The organism is Streptomyces sp. NPDC054786, assembly GCF_053611685.1.
The window spans coordinates 153,369-173,647 of record NZ_JBSHAW010000004.1 but is presented as its reverse complement, the minus strand read 5'-3'; the positions used below and the strand labels follow the sequence as shown (position 1 = coordinate 173,647).

The following is a 20,279-nucleotide window of genomic DNA, read 5'->3' as shown; positions in this document are numbered from 1 at the left end:
GACATGACGTCTTCGCATTCGAAGAAGGACCGTGCCGCGGCCCTGCCGCAGGAGTTGCAGGAGGCGCTGCGCCGCCGCCTGGCGGGGCAGGCCCCGCCGGCCGCCAGGGCCCGGCAGCAGATCCCGCGCGCGGACCGGTCACAGCCCCTGCCGCTCGCCTTCGCCCAGCAGCGCCTGTGGTTCCTGGACCAGCTCCGGCCCGGCGACTCCCGCTACAACAGCGCGGTCGCCCTGCGGCTGACCGGCACCCTGGACGGGGCCGCGCTGTCCCGGGCGCTCGACGCCGCCCTGGAGCGCCACGAGTCGCTGCGGACCACGTTCGACGACATCGACGGCCGGCCCGTGCAGACCGTGCACCCGGCCGCCCCCGTGCCGCTGCCGGTACGCGACCTGAGGGAGGAACCCGCACCCGACGCGGGGGAGGGGACCGGGCCGGGCCCCTCGGCGCTGGACGACCTGCTGCTGGCGGAGTACTCCCGCCCGTTCGACCTGCGGACCGGTCCGCTGCTGCGGGCCCTGCTGGTACGCCTGGCCGAGGACGAGCACGTCCTGCTGCTCACCGCGCACCACATCGTCACCGACGGCTGGTCCATGGGCGTGCTGCTGGACGAACTGTGCACGCTGTACGACGCCCTGGCCCACGGCGAGACGCCCGCGCTCGCCCCGGTGGCGACGCAGTACCCGGACTTCGCCGTATGGCAGCGCGAGCGGCTGTCCGGCGCCCTGCTGGAGGAGCAGCTCTCCTACTGGACCAAGCAGCTGGACGGGACCGTGCCGTTGGAGCTGCCGCTCGACCGGCCCCGCAGCGGTGAGGAGTCGGGGGACGGCGCGGTCCACGAGTTCCGTGTCCCGGCGGCCACGGCGGCCCGGCTGCGGGAGGTGGCGGCGCAGCAGCACACCACCCTGTTCGCGGCGCTGATCGCCGCGTGCCAGGCGCTGTTCGCCCGCTGGTCGGGACAGGACGACATCGCCGTCGGGTCGCTGACCCCCGGGCGCGGACGCACCGAACTGGAGCGCGCGGTCGGCCTCTTCGTCAACACGGTCGTGCTGCGCGCCCCCGTCGACACCGCACGCTCCTACCGCGAGCTGCTCGATGCCTCCGCCACCGCCGTCCTCGATGCCTTCGCCCACGACGACACCCCCTTCGAGCGGCTCGTGGAGGCCGCGGGGGCGGTACGCGAAGCGGGCCGCAACCCGCTCTTCGATGTCATGGTCCTGCTCCACCCCGCCCCGCCCGCGGCCCCCGGCCTGCGGGGGATGGCGGCCGGGACCGTCACCGTGCCCCGCCGCGCGGCCACCTTCGATCTGAGCGTCGAGTTCGTGCCCGACGGGGACGGGCTGACGGGCCTGCTGGAGTACCGCACCGACCTCTTCGACGCCTCGACCGCCGTGCGGATGGCCGAGCAACTGGTCATCCTGCTCGGGGGAGTTGCGGCCGAACCGGACCGGCCGCTGGGTGAACTGTCCCTGCTGTCGGAGCGGGAGCGGCGGCGCCTGACCACCGAATGGAACGACACCGCACTGCCCGTCGCACCCACCACCTATCCCGCCGCCTTCGAGGCGCAGACGGCCCGCACCCCGCACGCGACGGCACTGGTGGCCGGGGACACCACACTGGACTACGCCGCGCTCAACGCCCGCGCCAACCGGCTCGCCCACCACCTCATCGACCGGGGGGCGGGCCCCGAACGGCTGGTCGCGCTGCATCTGCCGCGCACCGCCGACATGCTCGTGGCGATCCTCGCCGTCCTCAAATCCGGCGCCGCCTACCTGCCGCTCGACCCCGAACTGCCCGAGGAGCGACTGCGGTTCCTGATCGAGGACGCGCGGCCGATGCTGGTGCTCGACGAGGCGGCCCTGCACGCGGTACCGGCATCGGCCCGCGCGAGCGACCCCACCGACGCCGACCGGCGCGCGCCGCTGCACCCCGGCCACACCGCCTACGTCATCTACACCTCAGGGTCCACCGGCCGCCCCAAGGGGGTGTCCGTGGAGCACCGGTCGCTGATGAACCTGCTGGCCGGCCACCGGCACGGCTTCGTCGCCGCGGCGGGCGGCGGTCCCCTGCGGGTGGCCCTGACCGCGTCGTTCTCCTTCGACACCTCCCTGGAGGGCGTGCTGCTGATGGCCGACGGCCACCGGCTGCACCTGGTCGACGAGGCGACCCGGCTCGATCCGGCCGCCCTGGTCGAGTACGTCGTCGAGCACCGCGTCGACTTCCTCGACCTGACCCCCTCCTATCTGCGCCAGCTCCTGCCCGCCGGGCTGCTCACCGACCCGCGCCACCACCCGCGGCTGCTGATGCTGGGCGGCGAGGCCGTCGGCACCGCGCTGTGGCGGGAGCTCGCCGGGCTGCCCGACGTCGCCGCGTACAACTTCTACGGGCCCACCGAGTGCACGGTCGACGCCCTGGCCTGCCGTATCGACGGGACCGGGCGGCCGGTGGTGGGCCGGCCGCTGGCCAATGTGCGCGCCCATGTCCTCGACCACCGCCTCCGGCCGGTCCCGCCCGGCGTCGGCGGCGAACTGTACCTGGCGGGCGACCAGGTCGCCCGCGGCTATCTGCACCGCCCCGGCCTGACCGCCGCACGGTTCGTGGCGGACCCGTTCGGGCCGCCGGGCAGCCGGATGTACCGCACCGGAGACCTGGCCCGGTGGACCGCCGACGGACGGCTCGACTACCTCGGCCGCGCCGACGACCAGGTCAAGATCCGCGGCCACCGCATCGAGCCCGGAGAGGTCGAGGCGGCACTGCTGGCCCTGCCTGCCGTCGCCGAGGCGGCCGTCCTCGCCGTCGCCGACGAGCGCGGCCACGCCCGGCTCGCCGCCTACCTGGTGCCCGCCGCCGGGACCGGGCATCCCGCCGCCTCCGAGCTGCGGGCGGCCCTGCAGCGCACCCTGCCCGGCCATATGGTGCCCGCCGCCTTCGTCGTCCTGGACGCCCTGCCGCTCACCACCAGCGGCAAGCTGGACCGCCGCGCGCTGCCCGCCCCCGACCTCGACGCGGCCCCGCGCGAGCGGGAGTTCGTGGCGCCGCGCACCCCGGCCGAGCGGGACCTGGCCGGGATCTGGTCCGCGGTGCTCGGCATCGCGCAGGTGGGGGTCACCGACAACTTCTTCGAGCTGGGCGGCGACTCGATCCTCAGCATCCAGGCGGTCTCCCGGGCCCGCGCCGCCGGACTGCGCCTGACCTCCCGCGACGTCTTCCTGCACCAGACCGTCGCCGAGCTGGCCGCCGCCGTGGACCTGCGCACCGCCCCGGCACCTGCGGCGCAGCAGTCGGACGACGCGGGCCCTGCCCCGCTCACCCCCATCCAGGAGTGGTTCTTCGCCACCCACGGACCGCTGCGGCACTTCAGCATGTCGATGCTGCTCGACCTGCCGCACGACCTCGACCCGGACGCCCTGGAGCGGGCCCTGCACGCGGTGGCCGCCCATCATCCGGCGCTGCGCACCCGCTTCGTCCGCAGCGGCGACACCTGGCGCCAGCTCCCCGGAGCCGCCGTGGCGCCCGGCCTCCTGGCCACGCACGACCTGTCCGGGACCACCGGCCCCGCCCGGGACGCCGCGCTCACCGAGGCGGCCGACGCCGCCCGCGCGGACCTCGACCCCGCCACCGGCACCCTGCTGCGCGCCGCCCTGCTCCTGGCGGAGCCGGGCAGCCGGCCGCAGCTGTTCCTGACGGCCCACCACCTGGCCGTCGACAGCGTCTCCTGGCGCATCCTGCTCGCCGACCTGGAGCGCGCCTACCGCCGGGCCGCCGCGGACGAGCCGGTCCAACTGGAGCCCACCACCACGCCGTTCACCACCTGGGCGGCGCAGCTGGCCCGGCACGTACAGGACGGCGGACTCGACGACGACCTGGCGTACTGGAGAGCCGAGAGCGAAGCGGCGCGCACCCCGCTGCCGGTGGACCGCCCGGGCAGCGCACTCGCCGGCTCGGTCCGCACCGTACGCGCACGACTCGATCGCGACACCACCGAGGCCCTGCTGCGCCGGGTGCCCGGCGTCTACCGGACTCAGGTGAACGACGTACTGCTCAGCGCGCTGGGCCGGGTGCTCGCCGACTGGGCGGACACGGACCGCGTGACGGTGGCCCTGGAGGGGCACGGCCGGGAGGACATCGACGACCACGACGACAGCGAGGCGGCCGGCGCCGGTGACGCCGCCGATCTGTCCCGGACCGTCGGCTGGTTCACCACCCAGTACCCCGTCACGCTCACCCTGGAGGGCCCGTCGCGGGAGCCGGACTGGGGCGCGACGCTCAAAGCGGTGAAGGAACAGCTGCGGGCCGTCCCCCGCCGCGGCCTCGGTTACGAGGCGCTGGCCCGCCTGGGCTCACCGGACCCGGCCGCCCGCACTCTGCGCGAACTCCCGCTGCCGCAGGTCTGCTTCAACTACCACGGCCAGTGGGAGAGCGCGCACGGCCGGGACTTCGCGCCCGCCGGCGAGGCCCCCGGACGCGATATGGCCGCCGGTGCGGCGCTCGATCACCTGCTGGACGTCTCGGCCGTGGTGGCCGACGGCGTGCTGGAGCTGACCTGGCACTACAGCGACCAGGTGCACGACGAGAGCACGGTTCGGGAGCTGGCGGACGGTACGGCCCGCGCGCTGGCCGCGATCGCCGCCCACTGCGCGCGGCCGGACGCGGGCGGCCGCACGCCCTCCGACTTCCCTCTCGCCCGGCTGGACCAGGCCGGGGTGGACCGCCTGGCCGGGGACGGGCGCGCCGTCGAGGACATCCTCCCGCTGACCCCGCTCCAGGAAGGCATGCTCTTCCACCGCCTGGTGGGCGGGGCGGACGACGTCTACCTCGACCAGGCCACCCTGCTGCTGGACGGCGTGGCGGACCCGCGGGCGTTCGCCCGGGCCTGGCAGCGGGTCGTCGACCGGACGCCGGCGCTGCGCACCTCGGTGGTCTGGGAGCAGGTGCCCGTACCGCTCCAGATCGTGCACCGGCGCGCGACGGTGCCGACCGTCCACGTCGACTGGCGTGAGCTGGACGACGAACGGGGTACGGCCGAACTCGCCCGGCTCCAGGCGGAGGACCTCGCGCGGGGACTGGACCTCGGCACCCCACCGCTGATGCGGCTCACCCTGATCCGGCTGCCCGGTGGCAGGCTGCGGCTGCTGTGGACCTCGCACCACCTGATCCTGGACGGCTGGAGCCTGGCACAGGTCCTGACCGAGGTGTGCGAGGAGTACGCCGCACTCGTCGCGGACCGCGCGCAGACGCCACCCGTGCGCCGGCCGTTCGGCGATTATGTGCGCTGGCTGTCCGGCCGGGACGGACGCGAGGCCGAGGAGCACTGGCGCACCGTCCTCGCGGACTTCGCCACCCCGACGCCGCTGCCCTGCGACCGCCCGCCCCGCGAGGCCCACCGGGCCCGCTCCGCCGCGGTGCTGACGGCGAGCCTGCCCGTCGAGCTGTCCCGGGAGCTGCTGCACACCGCCCGGCGCAGCGGACTCACCCTCAACACGGTCGTACAAGGCGCGTGGGCGCTGCTGCTGGCGCGCTACAGCGGAGAGCCGGACGTGGTGTTCGGCACCACCGTGTCCGGCCGCCCCGACGAACTCCACGGCGTCGAGTCCATGGTGGGGATGTTCATCAACACCCTGCCCACCCGGGTACGGGTCGACGGACACCGCACCGCCGCCGACTGGCTGCGCGACCTCCAGGACGCCCAGTCCGAATCCCGGCGCTTCGAGGCCGTGTCGCTGGCGCAGCTGACCTCGCTCAGCGAGGTACCGGCGGGCACTGCGCTGTTCGACAGCATGGTCGCCTTCGAGAACTACCCGTTCGACGACGCCCGGACCTCCGGTGCCGGAATCCGCATCCTGGACGTCGCCTCGCGGGACGCGACCAACTTCCCGCTGGTCCTGCGCGCCCACCACAGCGACCGCCTCGGCTTCGACCTCGCCCACGACCCGGATCTCTTCGACGCCGGCACCGTCCGCGCGCTCGCCGACCGGCTGTGCCTGCTGCTCGCGGAGATCGCCGCCGGCCCGGACCGGCCGCTGCGCGAACTGGCGTGGACGACCGCCGAGGAACGCCGGCGGATGCTGGTGGACTGGAACGGCACGGAGCAGGGGCGGCCCGAGCAGACCCTGGTGGACCTGTTCGAGGCCCAAGCGGTCCGCACGCCCGACGCCACCGCGGTGACCTGCGCGGGCACCACGCTGTCCTACGCCGAACTCGACGCGCGGGCAGGCCGGCTGGCCCACCGGCTGGCCGAGAGCGGCGCCGGCCCCGAGCGCTTCGTGGCCCTCGCCCTGCCCCGCTCCCCGGACATGATCGTGGCACTCGTGGCGGTGCTGAAGACCGGCGCCGCCTACCTGCCCGTCGACCCGGAACTGCCCGGCGGCCGCATCGCCCACCTGCTCACCGACGCCGCGCCGGCCCTGCTGGTGACCACCGCAGCCGTCGCCGGGCGGCTCGGCGACGCCGCCTGTCCGCGGCTGCTCCTGGACGATCCCGAGGTCCGCGCCGACCTCGCCCGGCGCCCCGCCACCGGCCCGGCACCGGCCCGACGCCCGCTGCCTGAGCACCCCGCCTACGTCATCTACACCTCGGGCTCCACCGGCCTGCCCAAGGGCGTCGTCGTCCCGCACGCCAACGTGGTGCGGCTGTTCTCCCGCACCCGCGACTGGTTCGCCTTCGACGAGCACGACGTGTGGACGCTGTTCCACTCCTACGCCTTCGACTTCTCCGTGTGGGAGATCTGGGGCGCGCTGCTGCACGGCGGGCGGCTCGTCGTCGTCCCGCACGAGGTCGCCCGTTCCCCCGAGGAGTTCCTGCGCCTGCTGGTGGACGAGCGGGTCACGGTGCTCAACCAGACGCCCTCGGCGTTCCACCCCCTGATGCGCGCGGACGCCGAACACCCGGAGCTCGGGGCGCGGCTGGCCCTGCGGCGGGTGGTCTTCGGCGGGGAGGCGCTGGACCTGGGACGGCTCACCGACTGGTATGAGCGGCACCCGGACACCGCGCCCGTCCTGGTCAACATGTACGGGATCACCGAAACCACCGTGCATGTCTCCTACGCGCCCCTCGACCGCGCCACCGTGACCGGGGCCACCGGCAGCGCCATCGGCCGCGGCATTCCCGACCTGCGGGTCCGGGTGCTCGACGCCGGGCTCGCCCCGGTGCCGCCCGGCGCCGTCGGTGAGCTGTACGTGGCCGGGGAGGGCCTGGCCCGCGGCTATCTGAACCGGCCGGGCCTGACCGCCGCGCGCTTCGTGGCGGACCCGTTCGGGCCGCCCGGTACCCGGATGTACCGCACCGGCGACCGGGCCCGGTGGCGGCCCGACGGCACCCTGGAGTACCTCGGCCGGGCCGACCAGCAGGTCAAGATCCGCGGGTTCCGGATCGAACCCGGCGAGATCGAGGCCGCCCTGACCGCGCACCCGGACGTCGCCGAGGCCGTGGTCGGGGTGCGCGAGGACACCCCCGGGGTGCGGCGGCTGGTGGCCCATGTCGTGGGCACCGGCCAGGGCGCCCCGCCGTCCGCCGCCGCGCTGCGCGCCCACCTGACGGACACCCTGCCCGCACACATGGTGCCCGCCGCCTATGTCGCCCTCGACGCGCTGCCGTTGACCGTCAACGGCAAGCTCGACCACCGGGCCCTGCCCGCCCCCGGCCCGGACGGCTTCGCCGCCGACGGCGACCGCACCGCGCCGCGGACCGAGGCGGAGCGCCTCGTCGCCCGGGCGTGGGCCGAGGTCCTGGACACCGCAGAACCGGGCGCGGAGGACAGCTTCTTCGCTCTGGGCGGCGACTCGATCCTCGCCATCCGCGTCACCTCCCGGCTCCGCGCCGTCTTCGGCACCGAGGTCTCTCCCCGGTTGCTGTTCACCCACCCCACCGTCGCCGCCCTGGCCGCCGCCCTCCCGGACCCGGCCGAGGCCCACCGGGCACCGGACGACACGATCCCGCCGGCGGACCGCGCCGCCGCACTGCCGTTGTCGTTCGCCCAGCAGCGCCTGTGGTTCCTGGACACCTTCGAGCCGGACAGCACCGAGTACCTGACCTTCTTCGTGCTGCGTCTGCGCGGTCCCCTCGACGAAGCGGCGCTGCACACCGCCCTGGACGCCCTGGTGGCCCGGCACGAACCGCTGCGCACCACCTTCGCCGAGCAGGACGGCCACGCCCGCCAGCACGTCCACGCCCCCCAAGCGGTGGATCTGCCGCTGCACGATCTGTCGGACACACCGCCGGAAGACCGCGACGGCGCACTCGACGCGCTGCTGGCCCGCGAGGGCGCCACCCCCTTCGACCTGGGCACCGGGCCGCTGCTGCGGACCCGGCTGGTCCGGCTCACCGCTGACGAGCACGTCCTGACCCTGGCCATGCACCACATCGTCACCGACGGCTGGTCCACCGCGGTGCTCGGCCGGGACCTGGGCGAGCTGTACGCGGCGGCCCTGCACGACCGACGCCCGGACCTGCCCCGGCTCCCGCTGCAGTACGCCGACTACGCGGCCTGGCAGCGCACCCGGGCGGCCGAGGCCGACGCCGCCCAACTCGCTTACTGGCAGCAGAAGTTGTCGGACCTGGCACCGCTGGAGCTGCCGACCGACCGCCCGCGGCCCGCCGTGCGGACCAAGAACGGCGCGCTGCTGGAGTTCTCCCTGCCCGCCCCGTTGACCGAACGACTGCGGGAGACCGGCCGCCGCGCCGACGCCACCCTCTACATGACACTGCTCGCGGCCTGCAAGGTGCTGCTGGCCCGCTGGGCCGGCCAGGAGGACGTCGCGGTCGGCACCGTGGCCTCCGGACGGGAGCGCCCCGAACTGGAGCACCTGGTCGGGATGTTCGTGAACACCCTGGTGCTGCGCAGCCGGGTACGGGCCGACCTCCCGTTCACCGCGCTGCTGTCCGAGGTGCGCGCGACCGTGCTGGACGCGTTCGCCCACCAGGACGTGCCCTTCGAACGGCTCGTCGACGTGCTCCAGCCGGAGCGGGACACCAGCCGCACCCCCCTCTTCCAGGTCATGGTGGCCCTGCACAACCTGGGCGGCGAGGCACCGCACCTGCCGGGACTCGACGTCGAAACCCTCCAGCCGCCGGGCCGGCACGCCGCCTTCGACCTCGGCTTCGACTTCGTGGCGCGCGACGGCGGGCTCACCTGCTTCGTCGAGTACAACACCGACCTGTTCGACGCGGACACCGTCGAGCGGGCGACCGCACGGCTGCGCCTGCTGCTGGCGGCGGTCGCTGACGAGCCCGGACGGACGGTGGGCGAACTGCCGCTGCTGTCCGACGCGGAACGGCGGCGGGTACTGGAGGAGTGGCAGGGCGCACCCCTGCCTGTCCCGGACAGCACCTTCGTGGACCTGTTCGAGGCCCAGGCGGCCCGTACCCCGCACGCCACGGCGCTGGTGGCACGGGACGCCACGCTCGACTTCGCCGCCCTGAACGACCGTGCCAACCGGCTGGCCCACCACCTCATCTCGCTGGGCGTCGGTCCCGAGCGGGTGGTCGCCGTCCAGCTGCCGCGGACCTCGGACATGCTGGTGGCGCTCCTCGCCGTCCTCAAGGCGGGCGGCACCCAGCTGTCCATCGACCCCGAACTGCCCGCCGAACGCGTCGCGTTCCTGCTCTCGGACGCCGCGCCGCAGACCGTCCTGACGGCCGAGTCGCTGCGCGACGCCCCCCTGGGCCGGCAGCCCGGCCACAACCCCACCGACGCCGACCGGGCCTCGGCCCTGTGCGGGGCCCACACGGCGTACATCAACTACACCTCCGGCTCCACCGGCCGGCCCAAGGGCGTCGCCGTCGAACACCGCCAGCTGGTCAATCTCTGCCACGACCACCTGGCCGGGCTCATCACCCCGCACGCCACGGACGGACGGCCGCTCCGCTTCGCGATGAGCGCCGCCTTCTCGTTCGACACCTCATGGGAAGGCCCGCTGCTGCTGGCGCTGGGCCAGGAGGTCCACCTCGTCGACGAGGACGTACGCCTGGACCCGGCCGCCTTCGTCGGTCAGATCGCCGGAAGCCGCCTGGACTGCGTCAATGTGACACCGTCGTTCCTGCACGAGCTGATGGCCGCCGGTCTGTTCACCGGCGACCACCACCGCCCCCGGATCGTCATGGTGGGCGGCGAGGCCGTCGGCACCCCGCTGTGGCGGGAGCTGCGGGAGACCGAGGGCGTCACCGCCTACAACGTCTACGGCCCCACCGAATGCACCGTCGACGCCGTGTACGGCCGCTTCGCCGACCACGCGGAACGTCCCGTGATCGGCCGGCCGGGCCGCAACCTGCGTGCCTATGTGCTCGACGACGCTCTGCGGCCGCTACCGGTCGGGGTGCCGGGGGAGCTGTACCTCGGCGGCGCCCAGGTCGCCCGCGGTTACCTGGGACGGCCCGGGCTCACCGCCGCGCGCTTCGTCGCCGACCCCTTCGGCCCGCCCGGCGCCCGCATGTACCGCACCGGCGACCGCGCGCGCTGGGACCGGCAGGGGCTGCTGGAGTACCTGGGGCGCACCGACGAACAGGTCAAGGTCCGGGGCTTCCGGATCGAGCCCGGCGAGATCGAGGCCGCCCTGCTCGGCGACCCCGCGGTGGGTGACGCCGTGGTGGTGGCCGTCGAACACGGCGGCCGGCCACGGCTGGTGGCCTACGTGGTGCCCGCCGGGTCGCTGACGCCCCCGGCGGAGGAGCTGCGGGTCCGGCTGCGCCGGACCCTGCCGGACTACATGGTCCCCTCGGTGTTCGTCCCCCTGGAGCGGATACCGACGACCAGCAGCGGCAAGACCGACCGGCGCGCCCTGCCCGCGCCCCCCGCCCAGCCCGACACCGCGACCCGGTACGTGGCCCCGCGCACCGAAACCGAGACCTGCCTCGCCGGCATCTGGGCGGAGGTGCTCGGCGTCCCCCGGGCCGGCGTCGAGGACAACTTCTTCGCCCTGGGCGGCGACTCGATCCTCAGCATCCAGATCGTCTCCCGGGCCCGCCGGGCCGGACTCGGACTCACCTCCAAGGACGTCTTCCGCCACCAGACGATCGCCGAACTCGCACTGCGCACGGCCTCCGTGAACCCGCCGCCCGCCGACGGCGCCGGGGCTCCGGACGGACCGGCGCCGCTCACCCCCATCCAGCACTGGTACCTCGACGGCCGACGGCCCTCCGACGCGCTGCGCTTCACCATGACCAACCGGCTGGAGCTGGCCCCACAGAGCGACGAGCCGTCGCTGCGGCACGCCGTCGACGCGCTGGTGGCCCACCACGAGGCGCTGCGCACCCGGTTTTGCCGCACCGACGGCACCTGGCACCAGGAGGTGCTGCCGACCGCTCCCGGGGACGTCTTCTCGCGCCACGACCTGACCGGTCTCGACGCCCCCGGGCGGGAGGAGACCGTCCAGCGCGCGACCGCCGCCGCACAGACCTCCCTCGATGTCACCGAGGGCCGGGTCGTGCGGGCCCTGTTCTTCGACTGCGGACCCGCTCTTCCCGCGCAACTCGTGCTCACCGTCCACCACTTGGCCGTCGACGGGGTGTCCTGGCGCATCCTGCTGGGCGACCTGGAGGCCGCCTACCGCAACGCCGCCGCCGGGCGGCCGCCCGCCCTGGCCCCGGCGAGCAGCGGCTACGGACACTGGGCGGCCCGTCTGGAGCGGCACACCCGCTCCGGCGCCCTCGACGGCGACCTGGCGTACTGGACCCGGACCTGCCAGGCCCCGGCCGACCTCCCCGTCGACCGCGCGGGTGCCAACTCCCACGGCACCGCCGCCACCGTCACCGTCAGCCTGGGCCGGGCCGAGACCGACGCCCTGCTGCGCCAGGTCCCGGACGTCTACCGCACCCAGGTCAACGACGTCCTGCTCAGCGCCCTCGGCCGCACCCTGACCCGCTGGAGCGGCCGGGACACCGTACTCATCGGCGTGGAGGGCCACGGCCGCGAGGACCTCTTCGATGAACTCGATCTGTCACGCACCGTCGGCTGGTTCACCGCCGAGTTCCCGCTCGCCCTGTCCGTCGCCCCGGAAGCGGACTGGCGCGACACCGTCCGGTCCGTCAAGGAGCAGCTGCGCGCCGTGCCGCTGCGGGGCCTGAGCTACGGCGCGCTGCGCCACCTCGTGCCGCAGAGCCCGCTGCCCGACGCGCCGCAGCCACGCGTCGGCTTCAACTACCACGGGCAGTGGGACATCGCGTCCGGCGAACACCCGGACGGCCAGGGGCTCTACCGGGCCGCCCTGCCGCCGGCCGGGCAGGACACCGACCCGGACGAGCCCCGCACCTACCTGCTCGACGTGACGGGTGTGGTCCAGGACGGCCGGCTCGAACTCGGCTGGACCTACCCGCCCGCGGTGTACGACGAGTCCACCGTCCGCCGCCTCGCCGAGGACACCCTCGCCGCGCTGACCGAAATCGTCGCGCACTGCGCCCGGCCGGACACCGGCGGCCGCACCCCGTCCGACTTCCCGCTCGCCCGCCTCGACCAGCGCCAGGTGGACCTGGTCGCGGGGGACGGACGGGAGGTGGCGGACATCCATCCGCTCACCCCGCTGCAGGCCGGCATGCTCTTCCACGGGCTGGTCGACTCGGCGGGCGCCTACTTCGACCAGATGGCGGTCCGGATCGCCGGGGTCGCCGACCCACGCGCCTTCGCCGCCGCCTGGCAGACGGTCGCCGGCCACACCCCGGCGCTGCGCAGCAGCGTCCGATGGCAGGGCCTGCCCCACCCCGTGCAGGTCGTGCACCGCCGCGCCGTCCTGCCCGTCGGCCACCACGACTGGCGGACCCTGACACCCGCCGAGCGCGACGGCGCCCTGGACCGGCTGCTCGCCGAGGACCGCGCGGCCGGCATGGACGTGACCACCGCACCGCTGAGCCGGCTCGCGGTGGCCGCGCTGCCCGGCGACGAGATCGTGCTGGTGTGGTCCTCGCACCACCTGATGCTCGACGGCTGGAGCACCGGACAGCTCTTCGCCGATGTGTGTGCGCAGTACGCGGCAACGGTCGGGGGAGGCACCGTCCGCCCGCCGGCCCGCCGCCCGTTCCGCGATTTCCTGCAGTGGCTGGCGGAGCAGGACGAGGAGGAGGCCGAGCGGCACTGGACCGGCACCCTCACCGGGTTCACCGCCCGCACCCCGCTGCCCTACGACCGGCCGCCCGTCGAGGCGCACCGCGCCCGGTCGAACGCGCTGGTGCACATGGAGCTCACCCCCGAGGTCTCCGACCGGCTGCGCGCGACGGCCGGACAGAGCGGACTGACCGTCAACACGGTCGTGCAGGGCGCCTGGGCACTGCTGCTGGCGCGCTACAGCGGCCGCCAGGACGTGGTGTTCGGCACCACGGTCTCGGGCCGCCCGGCCGAACTGCCGGGCGTGGAGTCCATGGTCGGCATGTTCATCAACACCGTTCCGACCCGCGCCCGGACCGACGGCGACCGGGCCGTACTGCCCTGGCTGCGCGACCTCCAGGCGCAGCAGAGCGACTCCCGGCGCTTCGACTTCGTCTCGCTCGCCCGCATCCAGGCCCTCAGCGAACTCCCCCCGGGCGAGGCGCTGTTCGACAGCATGGTGGTGTTCGAGAACTATCCCTTCGACGAGGCTGCCGCCACCGGGGCGGGCATCCGCATCCAGGACGTACGCGCCGAGGACGCCACCAACTTCCCGCTGTGCCTGCGCGCCTACCTCGCCGACCGCCTCGGCTTCGACCTCGCCTATGACGGGGCGTTGTTCGACCGTACGACGGTGGAGCGGGCCGCGGCCCACCTGGAGACCCTGCTGACCGCGGTCGCCGACGGCGCCGCCCGGTCCCTGGACGATCTGGGCCTGCTCACCGCCGCCGACCGCGCGGTGCTGCACCGGTGGAACACCACCGCACGCCCCGCCCCGGGCGGCTCGCCGGTGGACCTGTTCGCCGAGCAGGTCCACCGCACCCCGGACGCCGTCGCGCTCGTCGGCGAGGACGGTCGCGAGGTGACCTACCGGCAACTGGCCGACTGGTCGGAGCGGGTGGCCCGCCGGCTGGTCGCGGACGGCCTGGCCGCCGAGGGCCGGGTGGCGCTGCTCATGGACCGCTCGGCCGCACTCGTGGTGGCCCAGCTGGCGGTGCTCAAGGCGGGTGGCGCCTATGTGCCCGTGGACGGCCGCGCGCCCGAGGAGCGCCGCCGGATGCTGCTCGACGCGGCGGGAGTGACGGCACAGCTGACCGCCGAGGAGGTGGCTGCCGCACGGACCGCCGAACCGGCCGAACCGGCCGGGGCGCCCGCGCTGCCGCCCACCGACCCGGACCGGCTGGCGTACGTGATGTTCACCTCCGGGTCGACCGGCACCCCGAAGGCGGTGGGGGTGCGCCACCGCGACGTGGCGGCACTCGCCACCGACAGCCGCTTCACCGGCCCCGTCTGCGAACGGGTGCTGCTGCACTCGCCGGTGGCCTTCGACGCCGCCACCTTCGAGGTCTGGTCGCCGCTGCTCAACGGCGGACGCGTCGTGGTGGCCCCGCCGGGGGCGGTGGACGCGGCCCTGCTGCGGCGGCTGGCCACCGGGGGAGAGGTCACGGCACTGTGGCTGACGGCCGGACTCTTCCGGCTGCTGTCCCAGGACGCGCCGGACTGCTTCGCGGGGCTGCGCCAGGTGTGGACCGGCGGCGATGTCGTCCCGGCCGCCGCCGTGCGCCGGGTGCTGACCGCCTGCCCCGGCCTGACCGTCGTGGACGGCTACGGACCGACCGAGGCCACGACCTTCGCGACGTCCTTCGCCATGACCGACGCCGCGGCGGTCCCCGACACCGTGCCCATCGGCCCCCCGCTGGACGACATGCGCGTACATGTGCTCGACGCCCGGATGCGGCCCGTGCCGCCGGGCACCGCGGGTGAACTCTTCCTGGCGGGCGAGGGCGTGGCCCGCGGCTACCTCGGCCGCCCCGGGGCGACCGCGGACCGGTTCGTCGCGGACCCGTCCGGGCCGCCCGGCGCCCGGATGTACCGCACCGGGGACCTGGCCCGCCGAAGGCTCGACGGCACGGTGGAATTCCTCGGCCGCGCCGACGACCAGGTCAAGATCCGGGGCTTCCGTGTCGAACCCGGCGAGGTGGAGGGAGTCCTGGCCGCCCACCCCGGCGTCGCGGATGTAGCGGTGCTGGCCCGCGAGGAACGGCCCGGGACGAAGCGACTGGTCGCCTACGTGGTGGGGCACGACGGCCTCGACACCGAGGCGATGCGCGCATACGCCCGGCAGACGCTGCCCGACTACCTGGTTCCCACGGCGTTCGTGCCGCTGGCGGCGCTGCCGCTCAGCGCCAACGGCAAGGTGGACCGAGCGGCCCTGCCCGCACCCGGCAGCCCGGACCGGCCGGAGCCGGTCGCCCCGCGCACCGAGGCCGAACGCCGTACGACACAGGTCTGGGCCGAGGTGCTCGGCGTGGAACGGGTCGGAGTGGAGGACGACTTCTTCGCGCTCGGCGGCGACTCGATCCTCAGCATCCGGCTGACCTCCCGGCTGGCGGAGGCGTTCGGGACCGAACTGACCCCGCGGGCGGTGTTCACCCACCCCACCCCGGCCGCGCTCGCCGCGCTGCTCGCGCAGGGGGAGACCGCCCCCGCGGGCTGCGGCGCCATCGTCCCGGTCTCCCGGGACACCGCACTGCCACTGTCCTTCGCACAGCAACGCCTCTGGTTCCTCGACGCATTCGCGCCCGGCAGCACCGAATACCTCACCCCGCTGGCGCTGCGTCTGCACGGCCGGCTCGACACCGCCGCGCTCGGCGCCGCCCTGACGGCGCTGGCCGCCCGGCACGAGTCGCTGCGCACCACCTTCGACACCGTGGACGGCCAGGGCGTCCAGCTCATCCACCCGCCCCAGGACGTGCCGCTGCCGCTGCGCGATCTCTCGGCGCTGCCCGCCGGCGACCGCACGGCGCAGCTGGAACGACAGCTGACCGAGGACCGCACCCGCCCCTTCGACCTGCGCCACGGACCCCTGCTGCGAGCCGGACTGGTCCGGCTGGCGGACGACGACCACGTCCTGACGCTGACGCTCCATCACATCATCACCGACGGCTGGTCGACCGCGGTGCTCACCGGCGACCTGGCCCACCTCTACCGGGCGGCGCTCGGCGACACCACGGCCGAACTGCCGCCGCTGCCCGTGCAGTACGCCGACGTCGCGCACTGGCAGCGCACCGCGCACGGGGCGGCCGCCGAGGAGCAGCTGCGGTACTGGCAGGAACGCCTCGTCGGCGTCGAGCCCCTGCACCTGCCCACCGACCGGCCGCGCCCGGCCGTACAGACCAGGAACGGCGCGAGCGCCCCGCTCGTCCTCCCGCCGGAGACGGCCCGCAGGCTGGCGGAGTTCGGCCGGGCCCGGCAGACCACCCTGTTCACCACGCTGATCGCCGCGGCGCAGACCCTCTTCGCGCGGCTGTCAGGACAGCGGGACGTCGCCGTCGGAACCGTCACCTCGGGCCGCGACCGCGCCGAGACCCAGCGGCTGATCGGCTTCTTCGTCAACACGCTGGTCCTGCGCTCGACCGTCGATCCGGACGAGGCCTTCCCCGCGTTCCTGGCGCAGGTGCGGGAGACGGTTCTGGACGCCTTCGCGCACCAGGACGTGCCGTTCGAGCAGGTGGTGGACGCGGTCCAGCCGGTCCGGGACACCAGCCGCACCCCGCTCTTCCAGGCCATGGTCGTGCTCCAGAACGCGCCCGGAGCGGCGCTGGACCTGCCCGGTCTGCACGTGAGCGACATCGAGCCGGACACGCACCACGCCGGCTTCGACATCACCCTGGAGTTCGCCGAAACCGACTCCGGGGCACTGCACGGGCTGATCACCTACAACACCGATCTGTTCGACACCGTCACCGCCGAGCGGATGGCCGACCAGCTCACCACCCTGCTGACCGCCATCGCCGAGAACCCGCACCGCCCCCTCGGCGCCCTGCCGCTGGCCCCGGACGACGCACTGCGGCGACTGCTGGCCCACGGGAGCGGCACCGCTCGCCCGGTGCGCCCAACCACCCTGCCCGAGCTGTTCCAGCGGCAGGCGGCCCGGACGCCCGACGCGGTGGCGCTCGTCGACGGCGCCCGCGAGCTGACCTTCGCGGAGCTGGAGAGCGCGGCCAACCGGCTGGCATACCACCTCATCGGCCGCGGTGTCGGCCCCGAACGCGTGGTGGCGCTGGCGCTGCCCCGCTCGGCGGAGACGGTGGTGGCCCAACTGGCCGTTGCCAAGGCCGGCGGCGCCTTCCTGCCCGTGGACCCGGCGTATCCGGCCGGGCGGCGGGACTTCATGGTGCGCGACTCCGGGGCTGCCGTGGTCCTCGACGACCCGGCCGCCATCTGGCATACGGACGGCTCCGACTCCGCGCCCACCGACGAGGACCGTCGCGCCCCGCTGACGGACGCGCACCCCGCCTACGTCATCTACACCTCCGGATCGACCGGCACCCCCAAGGCCGTGGTGGTCACGCACACCGGACTCGCCGGCTTCGCCTCGGCCGCCGCCGCACGGTACGCGGTACACCAGGGCGACCGGGTCCTCCAGTTCGCCTCACCCAGCTTCGACGCCTCCGTCCTGGAGCTGTGCATCTCCCTGCTCTCCGGAGCAACGCTGGTGGCGGGCGAGGAGGGACCGCTGCTCGGCGAACGACTCGCCCAGGTGCTCACCGAACAGCGGATCACCCACACCCTGATCCCGCCCGCCGCACTGGCCACCGTGCCGCCCGAGACGGCAGACGGCCTGCCCCACCTGCGCACCCTGATCGTCGGCGCCGAGGCGTGCCCCGCCGATCTGGTGGAGCGCTGGGCCCCCGGCCGCCGCATGATCAATTCCTATGGCCCGACCGAGGCGACGGTGGTGTCCACGTGGACCGGCCCGCTGGCGCCGGGAGCGGGCGCCCCGCCCATCGGCCGCCCCATCGGCACCACCAGGGCGTACGTCCTGGACGCCGCCCTGCGACCCGTACCGGTCGGTGTGACCGGTGAGCTGTACGTGTCCGGCGCCGGACTCGCCCGCGGCTACCTGGCACGCCCGGGGCTGACCGCGGCGCGGTTCGTCGCCGACCCGTTCGGCGCTCCGGGGGAGCGGATGTACCGCACCGGCGACCTGGTGCGGTGGGGCGCCGACGGCGATCTGCGCTACGCCGGACGCGCCGACGACCAGGTCAAGGTGCGCGGATTCCGGATCGAGCCGGGCGAGATCGAGAGCGCGCTGCGGCGCAGTCCGCAGGTGCGTGACGCGGTGGTCGTCGCACGCGCCGCGGCCGCACAACGCCCGGCCGGCCCCCGCCGGTTGGTCGCCTACGTCGTCCCGGTCGACGGCACCCCGGAGCCGCTGCCCGTCCCGGAACTGCGCGACCACCTGGCCCGCCTCCTGCCGCCGCACATGGTGCCCTCGGTGTTCGTCCCCCTGCCGCGGCTGCCGCTCACCCCGAACGGCAAGACCGACCGGCTCGCCCTGCCCGATCCCGACCCGGCATCCGGTGCCACCGGCCCGCACCTCGCGCCGCGCACCGACACCGAACGCCGGATCGCGCAGATCTGGGCCGACGTCCTCGGCCTCGACACGGTCGGTGCCGACGACAACTTCTTCGACCTCGGCGGCGACTCGATCCTGAGCATGCAAGTGGTGTCGCGGCTGCGCCGCGCCGGACTGCACCTGGCCACCAAGGACCTGTTCACCCATCAGACGGTGGCGGCACTGGCCACGATCGTCACCACCGGACCGGACCGGGCCGACAGCGGGCCGGTGACCGGCGACCTGCCGCTCACCCCCATCCAGGAGTGGTTCTTCGCCACCCCCCGGGCCAACCGCCACCACTTCAACCAGTCGGCGCTGCTCGAACTGGACGCGACCCCCGACCCGGCCGCCCTCCAGGAAGCGCTGGCCGCCCTGCTGGAGCACCACGACGCGCTGCGTATGCGGTTCACCGAGGACGGCGGCCGCTGGCACCAGCACAACCCGCCGCCCTCGGAGCCGCACGGCGTCCTCATCCGGCACGACCTGACCGGACTGTCGCCCGACGAGGCCGACACCACCATGGAGAAGGCGGCCGACGACCTGCACTCCGGCTTCGACATCGGCCGAGGCCCGCTGCTCCGGGCGGCGCTGTTCACCGGCGACCCGGACCGCCCCGCCTTCCTGCTCCTGGTGGCCCACCACCTGGTCGTCGACGCGGTGTCCTGGCGCATCCTGCTGGACGACCTGGAGAACGCCTACCAACAGGCCGCAGCAGGGCAGGCCATCACACTCGACGAGCGGACCACCGCCTTCCGGGACTGGGCCAGGGACCTGGCCGCACATGTCACCGACGGCGGGCTGGACCACGAACTCCCGTACTGGGAGGAGGCAGTGGCCTCCGCACCGCTTCCGGTGGGCCACGAGGCCGACGCGCCCTCCGGCGCGTCGCGCACGGTGACCGTGATGCTCGACGAGCCGGACACCACGGCGCTGTTGCGTGCGGCCCCCACCGCCTATCGCACCCGCATCAACGACGTCCTGCTGGCCGCCCTGGCCCTGGCCCTGGCGCGCTGGACCGGTCATGACCGGGTCTGCATCGACCTCGAAGGGCACGGCCGCGAGGACGTCCTGGAGGGGGTGGACCTCTCCCGCACGGTCGGTTGGTTCACCACCGTCTACCCGGTCGGCCTCCAGGTGTCCGATCCCACGGACCTCGATCCCTCCCGGGACTGGCGGGCCCTGGTCAAATCGGTGCGGCGCCAGCTGCGCGCCGTCCCCGGCAACGGTCTCGGCTTCGGTGCCCTGCGCACCCACGGCCCCGCCGAGGTGCGCGAGCGCCTGGACCGCACCGGTCGTGGGCAGATCGTGTTCAACTACCTGGGCCAGTGGGACGCCCGGCCCGGCGGGCCCGCGGGTGGTGCACTCGTCCGTACCGAGCACGGTTCCTTCGGCCAGGACCACGACCCCCGCGACGGTGGCTCCCACCTGCTGGAAGCCGTCGGCGCGGTGCAGGACGGCCGGCTCGCCTTCACCTGGCACTACCGCCCCGACGTGCACGAGCAGACGACCGTACGGGCGGTGGCCGAGGACTTCGCCGAGGCCCTCCGCCGGATCGCCCAGCACGCCCGGGAGGACGCATGAGCGGCCTGGCGGCCGACGTGTCCACGTCCTGCACCCGAACTCCGTCCGCCGGTGCCGCCGACTACCTGCCGCGACGGATTGCCGAAGAGGCCCGCGCACTACGGCCGTTGAGGGCAGCCCGACCCGGATCGACCGCCCGCCCGCCCGGCCTCCCCGACCGCACACCCTGACCCCACCGCCCGGCCCCTGCCGCCACCCGACGAACCGCCCGATGACCCACCCGCCCGATC

General features: G+C 74.6%; 1 protein-coding gene. It reads left to right on the top strand.

Annotation, left to right across the window (positions count from 1 at the left end; translation table 11 throughout):
• Window positions 1–3 precede the first annotated feature (3 nt).
• Window positions 4–20,049, top strand: a complete 20,046-nt coding sequence (locus ACWGI6_RS05500) for a non-ribosomal peptide synthase/polyketide synthase (RefSeq protein ID WP_453266259.1) — start codon at window positions 4–6, stop codon at window positions 20,047–20,049.
• Window positions 20,050–20,279 lie beyond the last annotated feature (230 nt).